Annotated in this window: 20 protein-coding genes and 1 tRNA gene; 9 read left to right on the top strand and 12 right to left on the bottom strand. The window is 72.2% G+C overall.

Annotated elements, in window-relative coordinates:
• Positions 1-99: 99 nt before the first annotated feature.
• Positions 100-183: transfer RNA gene (locus ACYU8I_RS10680), tRNA-Leu, on the bottom strand.
• A gap of 198 nt (positions 184-381) precedes the next feature.
• Between ACYU8I_RS10680 and ACYU8I_RS10675 the strand changes: the two genes are divergently transcribed.
• Genes ACYU8I_RS10675 through pknB form a run of 6 tightly spaced genes read left to right on the top strand, consistent with a single transcriptional unit; the run spans position 382 to position 7,706 of the window.
• Positions 382-1,101, top strand: coding sequence for an FhaA domain-containing protein (locus ACYU8I_RS10675; protein ID WP_460840454.1), 720 nt, complete (start codon positions 382-384; stop codon positions 1,099-1,101).
• Between the two features lie 4 nt (positions 1,102-1,105).
• Positions 1,106-1,585: an FHA domain-containing protein FhaB/FipA gene (locus ACYU8I_RS10670; protein WP_460840452.1), complete on the top strand. Its 480-nt coding sequence runs from the start codon at positions 1,106-1,108 to the stop codon at positions 1,583-1,585.
• Positions 1,582-2,991: a PP2C family protein-serine/threonine phosphatase gene (locus ACYU8I_RS10665; RefSeq protein ID WP_460840450.1), complete on the top strand. Its 1,410-nt coding sequence runs from the start codon at positions 1,582-1,584 to the stop codon at positions 2,989-2,991. The genes ACYU8I_RS10670 and ACYU8I_RS10665 overlap by 4 nt, the downstream gene beginning before the upstream one ends.
• Positions 2,988-4,394 carry an FtsW/RodA/SpoVE family cell cycle protein gene (locus ACYU8I_RS10660; protein ID WP_460840447.1) on the top strand — a complete coding sequence of 469 codons (1,407 nt, stop codon included), beginning with the start codon at positions 2,988-2,990 and terminating at the stop codon, positions 4,392-4,394. Before ACYU8I_RS10665 ends, ACYU8I_RS10660 begins: the two co-directional genes overlap by 4 nt.
• Positions 4,391-5,878 (top strand): peptidoglycan D,D-transpeptidase FtsI family protein, encoded by a 1,488-nt coding sequence (locus ACYU8I_RS10655; RefSeq protein WP_460840445.1) that lies wholly within the window; start codon positions 4,391-4,393, stop codon positions 5,876-5,878. The genes ACYU8I_RS10660 and ACYU8I_RS10655 overlap by 4 nt, the downstream gene beginning before the upstream one ends.
• Positions 5,879-5,903: 25 nt before the next feature.
• Complete coding sequence (gene pknB, locus ACYU8I_RS10650) at positions 5,904-7,706, top strand: Stk1 family PASTA domain-containing Ser/Thr kinase (RefSeq protein WP_460840443.1); 1,803 nt, start codon at positions 5,904-5,906, stop codon at positions 7,704-7,706.
• On the opposite strand, the gene ACYU8I_RS10645 is transcribed toward pknB, so the two are convergent.
• The gene (locus ACYU8I_RS10645; protein WP_460840440.1) at positions 7,707-8,504 is read right to left on the bottom strand and encodes a DUF881 domain-containing protein; all 798 of its coding nucleotides are present in this window, start codon (positions 8,502-8,504) and stop codon (positions 7,707-7,709) included.
• A gap of 81 nt (positions 8,505-8,585) precedes the next feature.
• Between ACYU8I_RS10645 and ACYU8I_RS10640 the strand changes: the two genes are divergently transcribed.
• Positions 8,586-9,065: a cell division protein CrgA gene (locus tag ACYU8I_RS10640; RefSeq protein WP_460840438.1), complete on the top strand. Its 480-nt coding sequence runs from the start codon at positions 8,586-8,588 to the stop codon at positions 9,063-9,065.
• A 79-nt stretch (positions 9,066-9,144) separates the two neighbouring features.
• On the opposite strand, the gene ACYU8I_RS10635 is transcribed toward ACYU8I_RS10640, so the two are convergent.
• Together ACYU8I_RS10635 and ACYU8I_RS10630 are read right to left on the bottom strand one after the other, a co-directional pair.
• A complete protein-coding gene (locus ACYU8I_RS10635) occupies positions 9,145-10,056 on the bottom strand; it encodes a rhomboid family intramembrane serine protease (RefSeq protein WP_460840436.1) in 912 nt (303 codons plus the stop codon).
• Complete coding sequence (locus ACYU8I_RS10630; protein ID WP_460840434.1) at positions 10,053-10,568, bottom strand: peptidylprolyl isomerase; 516 nt, start codon at positions 10,566-10,568, stop codon at positions 10,053-10,055. Before ACYU8I_RS10630 ends, ACYU8I_RS10635 begins: the two co-directional genes overlap by 4 nt.
• 171 nt (positions 10,569-10,739) lie before the next feature.
• Here ACYU8I_RS10630 and ACYU8I_RS10625 point away from each other — a divergent pair, with 171 nt between their 5' ends.
• Complete coding sequence (locus ACYU8I_RS10625) at positions 10,740-11,384, top strand: DLW-39 family protein (protein WP_460840432.1); 645 nt, start codon at positions 10,740-10,742, stop codon at positions 11,382-11,384.
• A gap of 3 nt (positions 11,385-11,387) precedes the next feature.
• Here the strand turns inward: ACYU8I_RS10625 and ACYU8I_RS10620 are convergent, their stop codons facing one another.
• From ACYU8I_RS10620 to ACYU8I_RS10605, 4 genes are read right to left on the bottom strand one after another with little or no spacing between them, the layout of a single operon-like run.
• Positions 11,388-11,804, bottom strand: coding sequence for a DUF3817 domain-containing protein (locus ACYU8I_RS10620; protein ID WP_460840430.1), 417 nt, complete (start codon positions 11,802-11,804; stop codon positions 11,388-11,390).
• Complete coding sequence (locus ACYU8I_RS10615) at positions 11,801-12,562, bottom strand: SURF1 family protein (RefSeq protein WP_460840428.1); 762 nt, start codon at positions 12,560-12,562, stop codon at positions 11,801-11,803. Before ACYU8I_RS10615 ends, ACYU8I_RS10620 begins: the two co-directional genes overlap by 4 nt.
• A 23-nt stretch (positions 12,563-12,585) precedes the next feature.
• Complete coding sequence (locus ACYU8I_RS10610; protein ID WP_460840426.1) at positions 12,586-13,038, bottom strand: GNAT family N-acetyltransferase; 453 nt, start codon at positions 13,036-13,038, stop codon at positions 12,586-12,588.
• Positions 13,039-13,063: 25 nt separating this feature from the next.
• On the bottom strand, positions 13,064-13,678 hold the full coding sequence (locus ACYU8I_RS10605) for a hypothetical protein (protein ID WP_460840423.1): 615 nt from the start codon (positions 13,676-13,678) through the stop codon (positions 13,064-13,066).
• A gap of 215 nt (positions 13,679-13,893) precedes the next feature.
• Between ACYU8I_RS10605 and ACYU8I_RS10600 the strand changes: the two genes are divergently transcribed.
• Positions 13,894-15,072, top strand: a complete 1,179-nt coding sequence (locus ACYU8I_RS10600) for a tyrosine-type recombinase/integrase (protein ID WP_460840421.1) — start codon at positions 13,894-13,896, stop codon at positions 15,070-15,072.
• A 36-nt stretch (positions 15,073-15,108) separates the two neighbouring features.
• Here ACYU8I_RS10600 and ACYU8I_RS10595 read toward each other — a convergent pair whose 3' ends face one another.
• From ACYU8I_RS10595 to ACYU8I_RS10580, 4 genes are all read right to left on the bottom strand, one after another.
• A complete protein-coding gene (locus ACYU8I_RS10595; RefSeq protein WP_460840419.1) occupies positions 15,109-15,300 on the bottom strand; it encodes a helix-turn-helix domain-containing protein in 192 nt (63 codons plus the stop codon).
• A complete protein-coding gene (locus ACYU8I_RS10590) occupies positions 15,300-15,527 on the bottom strand; it encodes a hypothetical protein (RefSeq protein WP_460840417.1) in 228 nt (75 codons plus the stop codon). Before ACYU8I_RS10590 ends, ACYU8I_RS10595 begins: the two co-directional genes overlap by 1 nt.
• 154 nt (positions 15,528-15,681) lie before the next feature.
• Complete coding sequence (locus ACYU8I_RS10585) at positions 15,682-17,292, bottom strand: hypothetical protein (RefSeq protein WP_460840415.1); 1,611 nt, start codon at positions 17,290-17,292, stop codon at positions 15,682-15,684.
• Positions 17,285-17,912 (bottom strand): hypothetical protein (locus ACYU8I_RS10580; RefSeq protein WP_460840413.1); only part of this gene is annotated, 628 nt, incomplete at its 5' end. The genes ACYU8I_RS10585 and ACYU8I_RS10580, both read right to left, overlap by 8 nt.

Here is a 17,912-nt window from a genome sequence, read left to right as displayed (position 1 = left end):
GCCCCCGTGCGACAGAGCTCGCGCGGCGCGGTCCACACCACCCGGGAACGACGACAGCCGGGCGACCACGAGTGTCACCCGGCTGCGTCTCTGCTGGCGTGCGCGAGGGGGGAGTTGAACCCCCACGCCCTTTCGGGCACACGGACCTGAACCGTGCGCGTCTGCCTATTCCGCCACTCGCGCCAGAAGCGGGCCCACGGTATCCCACGGCGCGGACGCCGCCCAAACCGAGGGGTGTGTCCAGCCTGCCGCAGGGGGAACCGTCACCCCGCTACCATCCTCGTCAGCGCCGACCGGCGGGCTCGACCGTGCCCGTGAAGCCGGAGCGCGTCCCCGGGGAGACACCACGCACCAGCGAGACGTCCGAGGAGAGGAGGCGCCGTGAGCGGCCTGCAGCGCTTCGAGAACAAGCTCGAGCAGCTGATCTCCGGCGTCTTCGCGCGCACCTTCCGCAGCGCGGTGCAGCCCGTCGAGATCTCCAGCGCGCTGGCGCGCGAGGTCGACAACTCCGCGCAGATCCTCAGCCGCGACCGCCGCCTGGTGCCCAACGACTTCCACGTCGAGCTCTCCCCCGGCGACCACGAGCGGCTCGGCGACCTCGGCCCGCAGCTCAACCGGGAGCTGGTCGAGCTGCTGCGCGAGCACGCCGCGGGCCAGTCCTACGTCTTCACGGGCCCGGTGAGCATCACGCTCGAGGAGAGCGACGACCTCACCACCGGCCGCTTCCGGGTGCGCAGCAAGTCGCAGTCGAGCTCGAGCCTCGCCGGGGGCGACCCGACCGACACCCAGGTGCGGCGGGCCTCGGCGACCCTGGTGGTCAACGGCGAGGCGCTCCCGCTCAGCCCGCCCGGCATCGTCATCGGCCGCGGCAACGACGCCGACCTGCGCATCGACGACCCCGGCGTCTCGCGGCGCCACGCCGAGATCCGCGTCGAGGAGGCCCAGGTGCCCGGCGACGAGCCGCGCGTCTCGGTGCGCGACCTCGGCTCCACCAACGGCGTCGCGGTCAACGGCAAGCGCGTCGAGCAGGCCCGTCTCGTCGACGGCGCCGAGATCCGCATCGGCACCACCACCATGTCCCTGCGGCTGAGGCGAGGCTGAGCCCGTGTCCGAGCTGACCCTGGTGCTGATCCGGTTCGCCTACCTGGCGATCCTGTGGATCCTCGTGCTCTCGTGCATCTCGGTGATCCGCTCCGACATGTTCGGCGCCCGCGTCGCCCGCGAGACCGCCCGCGGTCGCGGGGAGCGCCGCCCCAAGGCCAAGCAACCCAAGCCCGGCAAGCCGCGTCGCGGCGCCCCGAGCGTGGTCACCATCGTCGAGGGCTCCAACGCCGGCGAGACGGTGTCGCTCGAGCAGGCCCCGCTGCTCATCGGCCGCGGCCACGACGCCGCCATCCGGCTCGACGACGACTACGTCTCCACCCGCCACGCGCGCATCGGCGTCTCCGGCGAGCAGTGGTACGTCGAGGACCTCGGCTCCACCAACGGCACCTACGTCGGCAGCAGCCGCATCACCCAGCCCACCGCGCTCCAGCTGGGCTCGCGCGTCCGCATCGGCAAGACGGTGCTGGAGCTGCGCAAGTGAGGCTCAGCTACGCCGCGCTCTCCGACGTCGGGCGGGTCCGTCGCGACAACCAGGACTCCGGGTACGCCGGCCCCCACCTGCTCGTCATCGCCGACGGTGTGGGCGGCTCGGCGCGCGGCGACGTCGCCAGCAGCCAGACCGTCGAGGTGCTGCGGCGCCTCGACACCGCCCCGGCCACCGACGCCGAGGAGGTGCTGACCGCGATCGCGGGGGCGATCCACCTGTGCCACGACCGCATCGCCGAGCTGGTCGCCGCGCAGCCCGAGCTCGACGGCACCAGCACCACCGTGACCGCCCTCGTCTTCGAGGGCGAGCGGATCGGCGTCGGCCACGTGGGCGACAGCCGCGGCTACCTGCTGCGCGACGGCACGCTGAGCCAGCTCACCACCGACCACACCTTCGTGCAGAGCCTCGTCGACGAGGGCCGCATCACCGAGGACGAGGCGCGCACCCACCCGCACCGCAACCTCATCCTGCGCGCCGTCGACGGGGTGCACGAGCCCGAGCCCGACGTCTTCACCCTCGACGTCGCCGTCGGCGACCGCATCCTGCTGTGCTCCGACGGCGCCTCCGGCGTGCTGACCAACGACCAGCTCGCGCGCCTCCTCGGCGAGGGCACCGTCGACCACGCCACCGTCACGCTCGTCAGCTCGGCCCTCGAGGCCGGCTCCACCGACAACGTCACCGTGGTGGTGGCCGACGTCGTGCCCGACGACCACGTCGTCGACGAGGAGACCTCGGCCGCGGCCCTGACCGGGCCCATGCTCGTGGGCGCGGCCGCCGAGGGTCCGCGCCGGGCGTCCGCGAGCGCCGTACCCCCCGACACCGGGCAGCTGCCCCAGTACGACGGTCGAGACGAGGGCTCGGCGCGGGGCGGCACCGGCAGCGCGGTCGACCCCGAGGAGGAGCGCTACGCCCCGCGCCCCCCGCGCCGCTTCCTGTGGCTGCGACGGGTCGCGCTGCTGCTCGTGCTGGTGATCGCCGTGGCCGTCATCGGTGCGGCCGCCTACCGCTGGAGCCAGCAGCAGTACTACGTCGGCACCGACGGCGGCACCGTGGTGATCTACCAGGGCGTCACGGCCGACGTGCCCGGCCTGACGATGCGCAGCGTCGTCGAGACCAGCGAGCTGCGCGTCGACGACCTGCCCGACTCCTTCGCCCGCCAGGTCGAGGAGGGCGTCGACGCCTCGAGCCTCGAGGACGCCCGCGACACGCTCGCGCGCTTCGAGGAGCGCGTCGAGTGCCCCGAGCCCGAGCCGAGCCCCAGCCCGAGCCCCAGCCCGAGCCCCAGCCCCTCCTCGCGCCCCGGCAACCGCGCCTCCGACGGCCCGACCGGCACCCCGTCGCCGTCCGCCTCGGCCGAGGCAGAGGCCGACCTGCCGCCGCAGTGCACGGGGGCCGGATGAGCAGCCCCAACCCGCAGGCCGGCTCCGCGCCGCGCGGCTTCGTGCACCGCAAGCGTCGTGGCGCCGAGCTCGTGCTGCTGCTGCTCAGCCTCGCGGTGGGCGTGGGCGGCTACCTCGCGGTGGGCCTCGGGGTCGACGGCGAGGTCCCGCTCGACCTGGTGACCTACGGCGGCTGGCTGGCGCTGCTGGTGCTCGCCTGCCACGTCGTCATCCGCGTGGTGGCGCCGTACGCCGACCCCGTCCTGCTGCCGGTCGTCTCGGCGCTCAACGGCCTCGGCCTGGCGATGATCCACCGCATCGACCTCGCCAACGAGGCCAAGGACGCGCCGTTCGGCCCCTTCGCCGGCACCCAGCTGATCTGGATGTCGCTGGGCGTCGGGCTCTTCGTCGGGGTGCTCGTGGTGCTGCGCGACCACCGGCGGCTGCAGTCGCTGACCTACACCGCCGGCCTCGCGGCCATCGTGCTGCTCCTGCTGCCCCTGGTGCCGGGCGTCGGGCGCACCATCAACGGCTCGCGCATCTGGATCGGTCTCGGCCCCTTCAGCTTCCAGCCGGGCGAGATCTCCAAGGTGCTGCTGGTCGTCGCCTTCGCCGGCTACCTGGTGGTCCACCGCGACGCCCTGGCGCTGGCCGGGCGCCGGCTGCTCTTCGTCGACCTGCCCCGCGGGCGCGACCTCGGCCCGATCCTCGCGATGTGGCTGGTCTCGCTCGGAATCCTCGTCTTCCAGCGCGACCTGGGCTCCTCGCTGCTGTTCTTCGGCCTGTTCCTCGTGATGCTCTACGTCGCCACCGAGCGACCCGGCTGGCTGATCGTCGGCGGCACGCTGTTCGCGTTCGGCGCCTACGCGGGGTTCCTGACCCAGAACCACGTGCAGGACCGCGTGGCGGCGTGGCTCGACCCGTTCGACCCCGACAGCAACGCCTTCCAGCTGGTGCAGGGCCTCTACGGCATGGCCTGGGGCGGGCTCGTCGGCCGCGGCCTGGGCCAGGGCCGGCCCGACATCACCCCGCTGTCGTGGAGCGACTTCATCATGCCGTCGATCGGCGAGGAGCTCGGCCTGACCGGCGTCATGGCGGTGCTCCTGCTGTACGGCGTCATCGTCGAGCGCGCCCTGCGCACCGCCCTGATCTGCCGCGACAACTTCGGCAAGCTGCTGGCGGTCGGCCTCGGCACCGTCGTCGCGCTGCAGGTCTTCGTCGTCGTCGGCGGCGTCACCCGGCTGATCCCGCTCACCGGCCTCACCACGCCCTTCCTGTCGCAGGGCGGCTCGAGCCTCGTCGCCAACTGGGTGATCATCGCGCTGCTGCTGCGGGTCTCCGACCAGGCCCGGCGCCCCCCGCCGGAGCTGCTGGCCAGCGACGACGACGACGCCGACGCCACGCAGGTGGTGAGGATGCGATGAACAAGCCGATCCGCACCATGGCCGTGCTGTGCCTGTTCCTGTTCCTGGCGCTGATGCTCAACGCCACCTACGTGCAGTACTGGCAGGCCGACAGCCTCAGCTCGCTCTCGGAGCACCCCGACAACGTGCGGGTGCGCGACGCGGAGTTCTCCCGCGAGCGCGGCTCGATCCTCGTCCGCGGCCAGGCGGTGGCCGAGAGCCGTCCGAGCGACGACGCCTACCAGTTCCAGCGGGTCTACCCCCGGCCCAACCAGTACTCCCACCTCGCGGGCTTCTTCAGCCGCGACTCCGGCATCGGCGGCGTCGAGGCGTCGTACAACTCCATCCTCTCGGGCAGCGACTCCCGTCTGTTCGGCTACCGCGTGGTCGACCTCGTCGACGACGAGTCGCCCCGCGGCGGCAGCGTCACCCTGACCGTCGACCCGCAGGCGCAGAAGGCGGCGTACGACGGCGTGCAGGCGCTGGGCGGCGACGTGCAGGCCGCGGTGGTCGCGATCGAGCCGAGCAGCGGCAAGCTGCTGGCGATGGTCTCGAGCCCGGGCTTCGACCCCAACCGGCTCTCCACCCACGACTTCGCCGACGCCAACGACTACCGCCAGAGCCTGCTCGACCGCGGCGACCGACCCCTCGACAACCGCGCCGTCGAGGAGGTGCTGCCGCCGGGCTCGACCTTCAAGCTCGTGACCGCAGCGGCCGCGCTCGAGTCGGGTGACTACGAGCCCGACACCCAGGTCGACGGCAACGCCACCCTCGACCTGCCGCAGACCAGCACCGACCTGGTCAACGAGAGCGGCGGCTCTTGCGGTGGCCCCACCATCACCATGACGCGCGCTCTCGAGGTCTCGTGCAACGTCAGCTTCGGCTCGATCGGGCTCGACCTCGGCGCCGACGCCCTGGCCGAGCAGGCCGAGAAGTTCGGCTTCGGCACCCGCACCTTCACCGACCTCGACGACGCGCTGACCCGTCAGGCGGTCAGCAGCTTCCCCGACGACGCCGACGCCCCGCAGACCGCGCTCTCGGCCATCGGCCAGTTCGACGTGCGGGCCACGCCGCTGCAGATGGCGATGGTGACCGCCGGCATCGCCAACGACGGCGTGGTGCGGCAGCCCTACCTGGTCGACGAGATCCTCTCGCCCAAGCTCGAGACCCTCGAGCGCACCGAGCCCGAGGACATGCCCGACCAGCCGGCGATGAGTCCCGAGAACGCCCGTGACCTGCGCGAGATGATGGTGTCGGTCGTGCGGAACGGCACGGGCGCGGCCGCCCAGATCGACGGCGTCGACGTCGGCGGCAAGACCGGCACCGCGCAGAGCGCGCCCGACCGGCCGCCGTACGCGTGGTTCGTGTCGTTCGCCCCGGCCGACACCCCGGCCGTCGCGGTCGCGGTGCTGGTGCAGGACGCCGGCGTCGAGCGCAACCAGATCTCCGGTGGCGGCCTGGCTGCGCCCATCGCGCGCGCCGTGATGCAGGCGGTCGTCGGTTGAGCAACTCCCGAGGAGGCAACGTCAGATGAGCGACCCGCACCTGATCGGCGGACGCTACGAGGTGGGCGAGCTGCTCGGCCGCGGCGGCATGGCCGAGGTCCGCAAGGGCCGCGACATCCGGCTCGGACGCACCGTCGCCATCAAGCGGCTGCGCACCGACCTCGCGAGCGACTCGACCTTCCAGGCCCGCTTCCGCCGCGAGGCGCAGTCGGCCGCCTCGCTCAACGACCCCTCGATCGTGTCGGTCTACGACACCGGCGAGGAGATGTCGACCGACGGCAGCAACGTCGCCCAGCCCTACATCGTCATGGAGCACGTCGCCGGGCGCACCCTGCGCGACGTGCTGCGCGAGGGCGGCGACCGCAAGATCCTCCCGGAGCGGGCCCTCGAGATCACCTCGGGCGTGCTGCGCGCCCTCGACTACAGCCACCGCGCCGGGATTATCCACCGCGACATCAAGCCCGGCAACGTCATGCTCACCCCCGCCGGCAACGTCAAGGTGATGGACTTCGGCATCGCCCGCGCCGTCTCCGACGCCTCCAGCACGATGACGCAGACCGCGGCCGTCGTCGGCACCGCGCAGTACCTCTCGCCCGAGCAGGCGCGCGGCGAGACCGTCGACTCCCGCTCCGACGTCTACTCGACCGGCTGCCTGCTCTATGAGCTGCTGACCGGCCGGCCGCCGTTCGTCGGCGACAGCCCGGTGGCCGTGGCCTACCAGCACGTGCGGGAGCAACCGCAGCCCCCCTCGAGCCTCGACGAGGACCTCACCCCCGAGATCGACGCCATCGTGATGAAGGCACTGGCCAAGGACCTCGGCGACCGCTACCCCAGCGCCGCGGCGATGAAGGACGACATCGACCGCTACCTCGAGGGCCGGCCGATCCAGGCGCCGGTCGGCGCGGCCGCCGCCGCGCCCGCCACCACCTTCCTGCCCGCGGCCGACCCGACCCGCGTGCAGCGCACCGAGACCCGCCACGAGGCCCCGCCGCCCGAGCAGGAGCGCAAGAAGCGCTGGCCCCTCGTGCTGGTGCTGCTCCTGCTGCTGGCGCTGCTGGCCGGCGCCCTGGTGCTCGGTCCGCGGCTGCTCGAGCAGGAGGCCGACCCGGTGCAGGTCCCGACGATCACCGGGCTGACGGAGCGGCAGGCGCAGCGTGCGCTGCGCAACGCCGGGCTCGAGGTCGGCTCGGTCGACCGGGTCGAGAGCGAGGACGTCGCCGAGGGCCGCGTGGTCTCCCAGGACCCCGCCGAGGGCGACGCGGTCGACCCCGGCACCGCGATCGACTTCGAGGTCTCGTCGGGCCCGGCGCAGGTCGAGCTGCCCGACGTGGTCGGCGACGACCGGTTCGACGCCCAGTCGACGCTGCAGGACGCCGACGTCCGGGTGCGCTTTGAGGAGCGCGCGTCCGACGAGGAGCAGGACCAGGTGCTCGAGATGCAGCCGCCCGCCGGCACCGCCGTCGACCCCGGCACCACGGTGACGCTGTTCTGGTCGTCCGGGCCGGCGCAGATCCCCGACGTGGTGGGCGAGACCGAGGACCGCGCTCGCCAGATCCTCGACGACGCCGGGTTCGACGTGCGCGTCGAGGAGGACCCCGACACCGAGGCCGAGGCCGGCACCGTGCTGTCGCAGGACCCCAGCGCCGGAGGCACCGCCAACCAGGGCACCACCATCACCATCGTGGTCTCGACCTTCGAGCCCGAGCCCACCGAGTCGCCGAGCCCGACCGACCCCACCGAGACCCCGGACGACGAGGGCGGGGACGGCGGTCCCGGACCCGGCGGACGCAGCGGACCGGGCGACGGCAACGACCCGGGAGACGACTAGCTAGCGCCGGCCGCCCGTCTCGGCGGGCACGGCGCGCGCGTGCCGCAGCTCGGCGCTGCCCGTGTAGGCCGGTGCGGAGACCTCGGTCTCGGTGCGCACGTCGTAGCCGAGGTCGTAGGCCCGCACGTAGCCGCGGTAGTTGCGCACGTAGACCGACTCGTCGAGCTCGCGCAGCAGCTCGCCAGGGTCGCCGATGGCGCTGATGACGTACGGCGGCGCGTAGGGCACGCCGTGCAGGACCACGGTGTTGCCGATGCACTTGATGCCGGTCGTCGAGACCACCCGCTGGCCCTGCAGCGTCATCGCCTCGGCGCCGCCGAGCCACAGCGCGTTGGCCACGGCCTGGAGGTCCTGCTGGTGCACCACGAGGTCCTCCGGCTCGACCGGGCCGCCGGGGTCGGCCCGCACCGCGGCGCGCACGTCGTCGGGGGCGTCGGTCAGCGTCACCGTGACGCCAGGGCCCTCGACCGCCGAGAAGCCGGCGGGGCCGCGCAGTCCGTCGACCTCGGTGCGCAGGCGGCGTACGTCGACGTCCCCCACGTCGCTGCCGAGCCGGTCGACGTCGCCCGAGAGTCGCTCGACCTGACCCTGGAGGTCGTCGGCGCGGGCCCGCTCCTGGCGCACCACGCCGTCGAGGCTCGAGACGCTGGAGGCGCGCAGGTCGAGCCCGTCGGAGTCGAGGGCGCTGGTGACGAAGAGCGACCCGGCCGCCACGAACCCCGCGACCGCCGCCAGCCGCCACGGCGCCGGGGCGTGGCGCCGCAGCTGCTCGAGGGCACGACGAGGCGGGCGCGACACGGTCTCCTCCACGGGTGGGCTGGGGTCCCCACTACGCTAACCGACCAGGTCAGCCATTCCCCGCCCCGACAGGAGCCCCGTGTGAAGCGCCGTGCCAAGGACCAGAAGATCCGCACCACGAGCGGCTACGAGACGTCGGTGGTCCGCACCGCGCTCGCCGTGCTGCTCGTCGTGGCTGGCATCGCGTGGATGGCCGTCTACGTCAACCTGGCCAAGGACGCCGCGCTCTACGTCGAGGTGCCGGGCGGCGAGTCGCAGCCGCCGTCCAACCCGATCCCGTTCATGGCCGACCTGGAGCGCTACAACTACCTGATCGGCTTCGTGCTGATCTACCTCGGCCTGATCGTGGCCGCCCACCGGCTCACCCCGCTCGGCCGCGGCCGCGGCGTCGTGGTCGGGATGCTCGGCAGCTTCCTGGTGGGCCTGGTCTGGATCGTCGTCTTCTACTTCATCGGTGCCGGTGGCCCGATCCCCGTCATGAAGGACCTCGACCAGTACAACCTGCTCGTCGGCGTCGGCTTCATGGCCGTGGGGTTCGCCTTCGCCACCAAGTGGGAGTAGCCGCGCACCGTTGCACGTGAATCCACACCTGGGGACAACCCTGTGGAGAACTACACCGGTGTAACTCGGTTGCGAAGGCTCACGACAGTGCGGCGATCCGCAGGCCGGTCGCCACGAGCACGACCGCCAGCACGAGCGCCACGGCACCCCACTGCACCAGGGCGCGCCGCTGCTTGGGTGCGTAGACGATCGCCGCTGCGATCGCCGCGCCCGTGACGAGCCCGCCGAGGTGACCCTGCCAGGAGATGCCCGGCACCGCGAACGTGATGACGAGGTTCAGGCCGAGCCAGACCAGGATCTGCTGCACCTGGCCGCGCACCTTCAGCGCCACCACGAGCAGCGCGCCGAAGAGCCCGAAGATCGCGCCGGACGCACCGATGGTCTGGCCGTTCGGGGCCGCCAGCCACATGACGGCGGCCGACCCGCCCAGCAGCGAGACCAGGTAGACCGCGAGGAACCGCGCCCGCCCGAGCACGCTCTCCAGGGTCGGGCCGAGGAAGTACAACGCCAGCATGTTGAACGCGATGTGGAGCAGGGCCACGTGGGTGAAGCCCGAGGTGACGAGCTGCCACACCGCGCCGCCCGAGACCCCCTGGACCTCGACCGGCCCCCCGGGGCCGATGCGGACGGCCGACTGCGGGAGCAGCGCGAGCAGGTCGACCAGGCTGCTGCGGCCGCGGCCGGTGAGGTAGACCGCGACGAAGACCGCCACGTTGAGCGCGATCAGCACGAAGCTGGTGAGCCGCGGGTCGCCCGAGCGCTTGCCGCCGTACGGCGTGAGGCCCTGGCGGGTGGAGCGGGCGCCGTCGCGGACGCACTCCGGGCACTGGAACCCGACCGAGGCCGGCTGCATGCAGTCGGGGCAGATCGGCCGGTCGCAGCGCTGGCAGCGGATGTAGGTCTCGCGGTCGGGATGGCGGTAGCAGACCGGCGGGGCGGAGGGTCCCCCGGTTTCTCCGGGGCGGCCACCCGCCCCACCGGGCACGGTCACGAGCGGTCGACCGTCACCTTCTCGATGACGACCGGGTCGACGGGGTTGTCGCGCCGGTCGGTCGGGGTGGTGGCGATGGCGTCGACGACGTCGCGGCTGGCCTGGTCGGCCACCTCGCCGAAGATGGTGTGCCGACGGTTGAGGTGCGGCGTCGGGGTCACCGTGACGAAGAACTGCGAGCCGTTGGTGCCCGGGCCGGCGTTGGCCATGGCCAGCAGGTAGGGGCGGTCGAAGGACAGCTCGGGGTGGAACTCGTCCTTGAAGGTGTAGCCGGGGCCGCCGGTGCCGGTGCCGAGCGGGCACCCGCCCTGGATCATGAAGTTGGGGATGACGCGGTGGAAGCCGAGGCCGTCGTAGTAGGGCTCGCCGCTGCGGCCGGCGTCGTCCTTGTAGTCCTTGGTGCCCTCCGCGAGCCCGGTGAAGTTCTCCACCGTCGCCGGGGCGTGGTTCGGGAAGAGGTTGATCACGATGTCGCCACGGTTGGTGGTCAGCGTGGCCTTGAGGTCGGACATGAGCGCCTTTCATCGGGTGGCGTTGGTCGTCGGTGATCCTCCCACGCGGCGCCAGGGCGGCCCGGTCGTGCCACCGGGGTACGAGCCGGGGACGTGGGTACAGACCCCAGGACCGACGGGCCCCGCCGGTCTCTCCACCGTGTTCCCACAGACGAAGGTAGGTTCTCGCCCATGTTCACCAAGAGCCGCAAGGACAAGCTCGTCGAGCAGGCGCAGGACCTGGCCCACGACCTCTCCGAGAGGATCGCCCCCGCCGTCGAGCGGGCCCGCGACGAGGTCGGCCCCCGGGTCGCCGACGCGCGCGACCAGCTGGCGCCCAAGGTCGCCGAGCTGCGCGACCAGATCGACGCCAGGGTGACGCCGACCCTCGAGCAGGCGCGCGACCGGGTGCAGAGCAACGTGCAGTCGTACGTCGCCGACGCCCGCGAGCAGGCGAGCTCGCTGCGCGACGAGGCCGAGCGCCGCGGAACCCTGGCCGCCGCCGCCCTCAAGGGCGAGGACGTCAAGAAGCCCGCCGGCAAGGGCAAGAAGCTGCTGCTGCTCGCCGCGGTCGTCGGCGCCGGTGTCGTGGTCGCCCGGCAGCTCGCCGGTGGCCAGCAGGACAACTGGCAGTCGTCCTACACCCCGTCGCCGGCTCCGACCCCGCGTCCGGCCCCGACCGGCTCGACCCCCGGCGAGTCGCTCGCCGACTCCGCCGAGCAGCCCCACCCGGTCACCACGCCCGACGACCCGGCCGAGACCGTCAACCTCGACACGTCCGCCGACGGCACCGACGCGACCAGCCCGTCGACCGGCGCCGACGACGCCACCAAGTAGCGCTCAGACCTCCGACCCGGCGTGCTCCTCGAGGGTGCGCCGGGTCGCTCTGCGCTCGGCCCAGAAGCTCAGCAGCGGCACCGTTCCGCACAGCAAGGTCACGAGGGTGAACCCGATCGGCCACACCGCCCGGCGCGAGAGCCAGAAGGCCATGAACAAGAACACCATGTAGAGCCAGCCGTGGGCGACGCCGAGGTACTCGGTGATCGCGTTGCCGAGCTCGTTGACGCCGCTGCCGGGCGTCACCCACATCGGGGTGGAGTCGAAGACGCCCCACATCGGGCTGCCGTCGAAGTTGGCCAGCGGCACCCCGACGAGCACCAGCACGACCAGCAGGACCCCCACCACGTTGGCCATCACCCGGTAGCCCCGCAGCGGGGTGGCGACGTCCTTCGGCAGGGTGGTGGAGGGGGCGTTCACACCCCCGAACCTACCGGGCTGTCCTCTGGCTCCCGAGCCTCGGCCAGCTCGTGCTCGCGCTCCAGCTCGTCGCGGCACCAGCGCCACCAGACGTAGCCCGCGAAGAGGCCGAAGACCCACCACTGCAGCGCGTAGAGCAGGTTCTTCAGCGACGTCACCGGCGAGATCGACGGGATCTGCGCCGGGGTGACGTCGGACAGTCCCGCGGTCGGGACGCGGCTCACGACGAACCCGCTGTAGAGGTCGTCGTCCACGTGCTCGGTCACGCTCGCGACCCGCATCTCGGGGATGACGTCGTCGGTGCGGTCGGGGTCGTTGAGGCTCGAGCCCTCCGACGGCTGCAGCCAGCCCTCGACGTCGACCCGGCCCGAGACCTCCGGGGCCGACGGCTCGGCCGACCAGCCCCGCACCACCGGCATGGCGCTGTCGGTGCCGTCGACCATCACCGGCGTCATCACCCAGTAGCCCCACTCGCCGTCGCGCGCCCGGTCGGAGACGTAGAGCGTGCTGTCGGGCAGCCACTCGCCGCCCAGCGTGACGGGGTGGCCCAGGTACTGCCCCGGGAAGGGGTCGTCGCCCCCCATCGCCCGGTCGAGCGCGACGGGCGTCGCGTCGCTGACGTCACGTGCCTCGCGCTCGCGCCCCGCCTGCCAGGCCGACAGCTGCCACAGCCCCAGCGCGATCGTCGCCGCCACCGCCACCACGACCAGCACGTGCGCCCCGAGCGCACGCGGACGCAGCAGGACGGGGATGTTCACCCCTCCAGGGTACGAAGCCGCCCTCAGGTCGCCTCGCGCCGCATCCACTGGTGGGGGATGCCGTCCTCGTCGTAGACCTCGCCGACCGGGGCGAAGCCGAGGCTGGCGTAGAAGCCGACCAGGTGGGCCTGGCCGCCGAGCTCGACGGCCAGCCCTGGGTGGTGCTCCTCGCAGACCGCCAGCGAGCGCTCCATCAGGACTCGCCCGAGGCCCCCGCGGGCTGCCGGCGACACCACGACGCGACCGATGCGGGGAGCGGCGTACCGCTCGTCGGGCGGCAGCACCCGGGCGTACGCCGCCAGCACCTCGCCGTCGCGGCCCAGCAGGTGGCGGACACCCGCTCGCAGGTCGGCGCCGTCAGGGTCGGCGTACGCGCACTGCTGCTCGACGACGAAGACGTCGGCCCGCAGGACCAGGGCGTCGTACAGGTCGCGCGCGCCGATGCTCTCGGCGGCCACGTCGTGCCAGGTGATCACCCGGGCAGCCTGCCAGGTAGGCGCCTCAGCGCAGCAGCGGCTCCACCGTCGCGAGCACCGCGTCGCCACCGCTCAGCGCCCCGGGCACGGCCAGGCCGGTGTCGCCGGCGCCGGGGGCGACGTCGGCCGGATCGTCGGTGAGCAGCACCTGGCGGCAGCCGTACTGCTCGGCGACGACCCCCACGACGCCGTCGCTGGTCGCGGCGAGCACGAGCACGCGCGGACCCATGTCCATGGTGCACATCTGGTCGGCGGGGGCCGGCCGGAGCCCGGCCAGGGTGTCGTCGAGCGACGCCAGCCGGTCGTCGGGCACCTCGACGGGGCCCACGGTGCGCTCCCAACCGGCGTCGGGGCTGCGGCCCTGCAGGTAGGAACACACCACCGCCGCCTCGACCCGCGGGAAGGTCGGCGTCGCCTGCGCCGGGTCGACGATCCCCGCCGCGTCGGCCAGGCGTCGGGGGCACTCGAGGGCGACCGGTGAGGCCTCGTCACGTGGCTCCGGCTCCGGGCTCGCGCTCCCGCTGCTGTCGGCGCTGCCCCCGCCGTCGGCAGCGGTCCCGGAACCGCCGGTGTCGCCGCAGGCCGAGAGCAGGACGGTCGCTGCGAGCGTGGCGAGGAGGACAGGTCCGCGAGATCCCATGCCGTTGGGACGCGCAGGGGCGTCCGACGGTTCCGGCCGGTCGAGCTCGGTGGAGCCTAGGGGACTCGAACCCCTAACCCCCTGCTTGCAAAGCATCACCCAGCGAGCGGCGATGAGAGCGCTGAGCACCACGAATGCGGTCAGGAGTGGTCAGAACTACCCCCAGTAGGCCATCCTTTCCCCCACCAGTCCCCCACAGAATGCGAGCAGCGGACATGGGCAAGCGACGCGGCTTTGGGGAGGTAGAACGCCGAACCAGCAGCTCGGGCAAGGCGGCTTACAGGGCCCGCTACGCAACCCTCAGCGGCGCCCGCTACTCCCGTACGTTCGGCGACAAGATGGCTGCCGAGGCATGGCTGGCCGCTGAACGCCTGCTCATCGACCGCGGCGAGTGGACACCGCCAAAGGCACGGGAGGACGCGGCCGCGCGACGAGAGGCGGCTGCCGCCATCAGCACCGTCGAAGCCTTCGCCGAGCGATACCTCACCGAGCGCCGCCTCCGGCCAAACACGGTGCGCGGGTACCGCCAGCTGCTCGACAGTCGCATCCTTCCCCGATTCGGATCAACGCCCCTTCGTGCCGTCGCCCTCTCTGACATCAAGGTCTGGCGTGCCTCGCTCGATCCGCACACCGAGGCGACGAACGCGGCCGCCTACCGATTGCTGCGCTCGCTGCTTCAGGCGGCCGAGGAGGAGGAACTGATCGACCGGGCACCCCCGAAGGTCCGAGGCGCCGGCGCGGCACGAGTTAAGCGCTTGGCCAGTCCGGCGACACTCGACGAACTCGACCAGATCATCGAAGCCATGCCGGACCGGCTGAAACTGCTGATCACCCTGGCCGCATTCGTGGGACTGCGTGAGGGCGAGCTGCTCGAACTGCGGCGATCCGACATCGACGGTGTCTCCGGACTCATCTCTGTGAGCCGCAAGGTGGATAAGGACATGATCCACGGTGCGGAGGGCGCCTGCCCGAACTGCGGACGCGCGGTAAGCGCCCCAAAGACCGCCAGCGGGACACGTGTCGTGCATGTGCCGCCACCGTTCCTGCCCCTGCTACAACGCCATCTGCTGGAGTTTGCCGCTCCAGGCTCCGAGGGGTTGGTCTTTCCCGGCGATCGCACCGATCACATGAGCGTGCGGTACCTGATGGATCGCTACCGCCCTGCTCGGGAGGCCGCTGGCCGTCCCGACCTCACGATCCATCACCTGCGGCACACCGCACTCACCATGGCTGGACAACACGGAGCGACCGCTGCTGAGCTGCAGGCCCGTGGTGGTCACGCATCACAGGCGGCGATGGCCATCTACCAGCACGGGACGCGAGACCGCGACAAACGCATCGCAGACGCGATTGGTGCCGCCTACGTAGCCTGGCGCGAGTCCGATCATCAGTAACTGGGTGTGACCCGCGCGTATCGCGCTACTCGCGGCTCAGCCGGCGGACGGCACCCGCTCGAGGGCGGACTCGAGGTCGGCGAGCCTGATACGGATGGCCCGATTACCACAATGGTAGGCCGGGATCGTCCCGTCGGCGATACGGCGCCGGATCGTCTTGACCGACAGCGAGAGCAGGTCAGCTGCCTCCTCGATGCTGAGGTACACCGGCAACAGACGCGCGGTCATCACGCACTCCCCCGCAGCGATCGAAAGGCAGGCGAGCCGACGAATCGCCTGGCCTCACCGGCGGTGATGTAGAGGCGACCGTTGCCATTGAATGGTGCCCACATCGGGCCGCTGCCGTCGTGCAGCCACCGCCGTACCGCCTGAAGCGGTACCTGGGTCAGGTCGCAGAACTCCTCGATCGTGAGCGGATACCGGTCGTCGATCTCGCTTGGAATGTCCTCGTACATGGTGTGGCCTCGCCCTCATGCGCAGTGGTCCGTCACTTGGGCTAAGGCCAACGACCCCCTTCTGGCGATCACCGAGCGTCAAGAACTTTCCGGAGTCAGGTCCAGCGGCGCGTCGACACTGCTCGCGATGTACCAAGGGGAGCGTTCCTGGTGCTCAGGGCGTCGGGGCCGAGGCCGACGGTTCTGGTGGATTCGCGAACCTTTGAGGTGGCCGATCCCGGCCGATCCCGGCCTCGGATCGCGTAATGTCCGTGCGGTCGAGGATGTCGAGGATAGTGGTCCTACTGGCGGCGCGAGCCGCACTGGCGGCTGCGGCCGCAGCCGCCCGGCGCAGCCCGTCTGCCACCGGTCGAGGCAGGGGCACAGTCCGTCCATTCAGGACGTCGGAGGGCAACACCCAGACGATGTCACTCTCCATCGCTCCGCGCGGCTGAGACGCTGTCGCCAGTTCGTGCTCGTTATGCGCGCGGATGGACAGCGCACGTGCCGGTCCCACCAGGTCTGGGTCCGCGGCCAGTTCGCGAACCTGATCCGCGACCTCGGCGGCGGATACGAGCGCGTCGTGGAGATGCCCCACGGCTAGCGCGACGTCCGCTCCGTAGATACGACCGAGCTCTGCCTGGTCGAGACGGCGGCTGATGTCGCCTAGCGCCGCCCGCAACTGCGCTGCTGCCGCTGCAAGCGGACGATCGGGACGAGCCCCTGGGGGTGTGAGATCGGCCCAACGGCCTGCCACGTGGTTCCAGGCGTTGCCGGTCGCCTCAAGGGCTGCGATGGCGTGACCGATGTCGTCACCGACCTCAGGCTCTCTACGTCGGAGCCCTTCGAGTATCGGGCTGGCCGTAGCAGCGATGAGGGCCTGGGTGCGGCTGGCGAGCAACAGGTTGTGCGGGCTGGGGTCGGCGGCGAGGGTCCGGTGGACCTGGATGTCCCAGCGGGCCAATGCGCGTTGCAGCCGGTCGGGTTCGTCCGGGGGCGGGATGGCCTCGCCGGCGAGCGCGGCGGCGACGCCGCCGTGGGTCTGTCGGACGTAGCGGCTGGCGATGCCTTCGCACACCCCGATGCGTTGAACCCACCTGCCGGTGGGTCCGACGGCGTACGGAAGGCCGGCGGACGCCAGCGGGAGTGGCTTGCGGTCCTCGCTGGGGTTGTCGTGGAGCCGGCGGCCGTACATCTGCAGCGAGCTGGTGGTGGCGTGGGCGGCCAGGTAGACGGTGTGCATCAGCCGCATCTGTGCTGCGGCGATGTCGGCGCGCACGTCTGGCCGGCGCACCGGGAGGTCGGCGCCGTGGCGCTCGAGCAGCTGGGCCACGCGGTGGAGGTGGCCGGAGATCTCGTCGACGACGTGGGAGCCCTGGCCGGGTGTTGGCCATCGGGCGGTCGCGAGGGTGCCGGCGATGCCGTCGGTGACGGCTTGGAGCCGGCTCATGGGGTCGGTGTCGTCGATCGGCGGCGGCTGGTCGGCGGCCGCGGCCATTGTGGTGTCGGGGCCGGTGGCCACGGCGCCTACTGCGTGCCAGGCGGTCGCCGCGGCGTCGACCAGGGTCGGCCAGCTGCGCACCAGCGCCGCGGCGTGGTCGGCGTCGAGGTCGAGGAGGAGGGTGCGGGCGAGGTGGTCGGCGTCGCGGAGCAGCTCGCCGACGCTGCGGCCGTCGTGCTGGGTGCCGGGGCCGGCCGTGGGGGCGTGCGCGAGCTGCGCCGGCCCGCGAGTCGTCTCGTCGGGCCGGCCAGGATGACCCCGAGGGTCCGGCCGACGTTCAGCCATGCCGGTGGACGTCCTCCAGCTGTGTGAACCGGGCGACGTCGCGGAACTCCCGGACCAGGTCGCACACCTCGAGGACCAGATCACTCAGGCCGGTCACGACGGTCGGGTCCACATCGCGGAGCCGGGTCTCGGCCGAGGCGACGAGCGCGGCGGGGTCGTTCTGCGCCGGCGGCCCGACCGGCGGCCAGCTCTGGGACATCACGTGGTTATCGGGCAGCAGTAGGGCTGCGTTGCCCTGGGCGAGGTAGACCCCGAGGCCGAGGTAGTGGAGCTCGGAGGTGACGCCCTCCCGGTCGCCGATCTCCCAGGAGGCGAGGGCTGCTTGGTGCAGCAGCAGCGTGACGTCCTCGAGCACGGCCGCGGCCTGGTCGACGACGGGCGGGTCGGCCGTTTCGGCCGCCTCAAGCAAGCTGCCGTCCAGCCCGGAGGAGGGGGCGTGCGACGAGGGTGCCTGCGGGTTCATGGGCGTCTCCTTCGGAGCCGGGCTCAGGGTGCGGTGCCTGGACGTTGTTGCGCTGGGGTGTTTGTCGCGTGCCGGGTTCAGTAGAGGCTCTGAAGTGACGCGCTGACGGTAGTGGGCGCGGGGCTGTGCCGGTAGTGCTCGTCCTCGAACTCGACCG

Source organism: Nocardioides marmoraquaticus, assembly GCF_054777915.1.
Note: the sequence above shows the minus strand (reverse complement) of the source record. Positions and strands in the feature narration are given on the sequence as shown.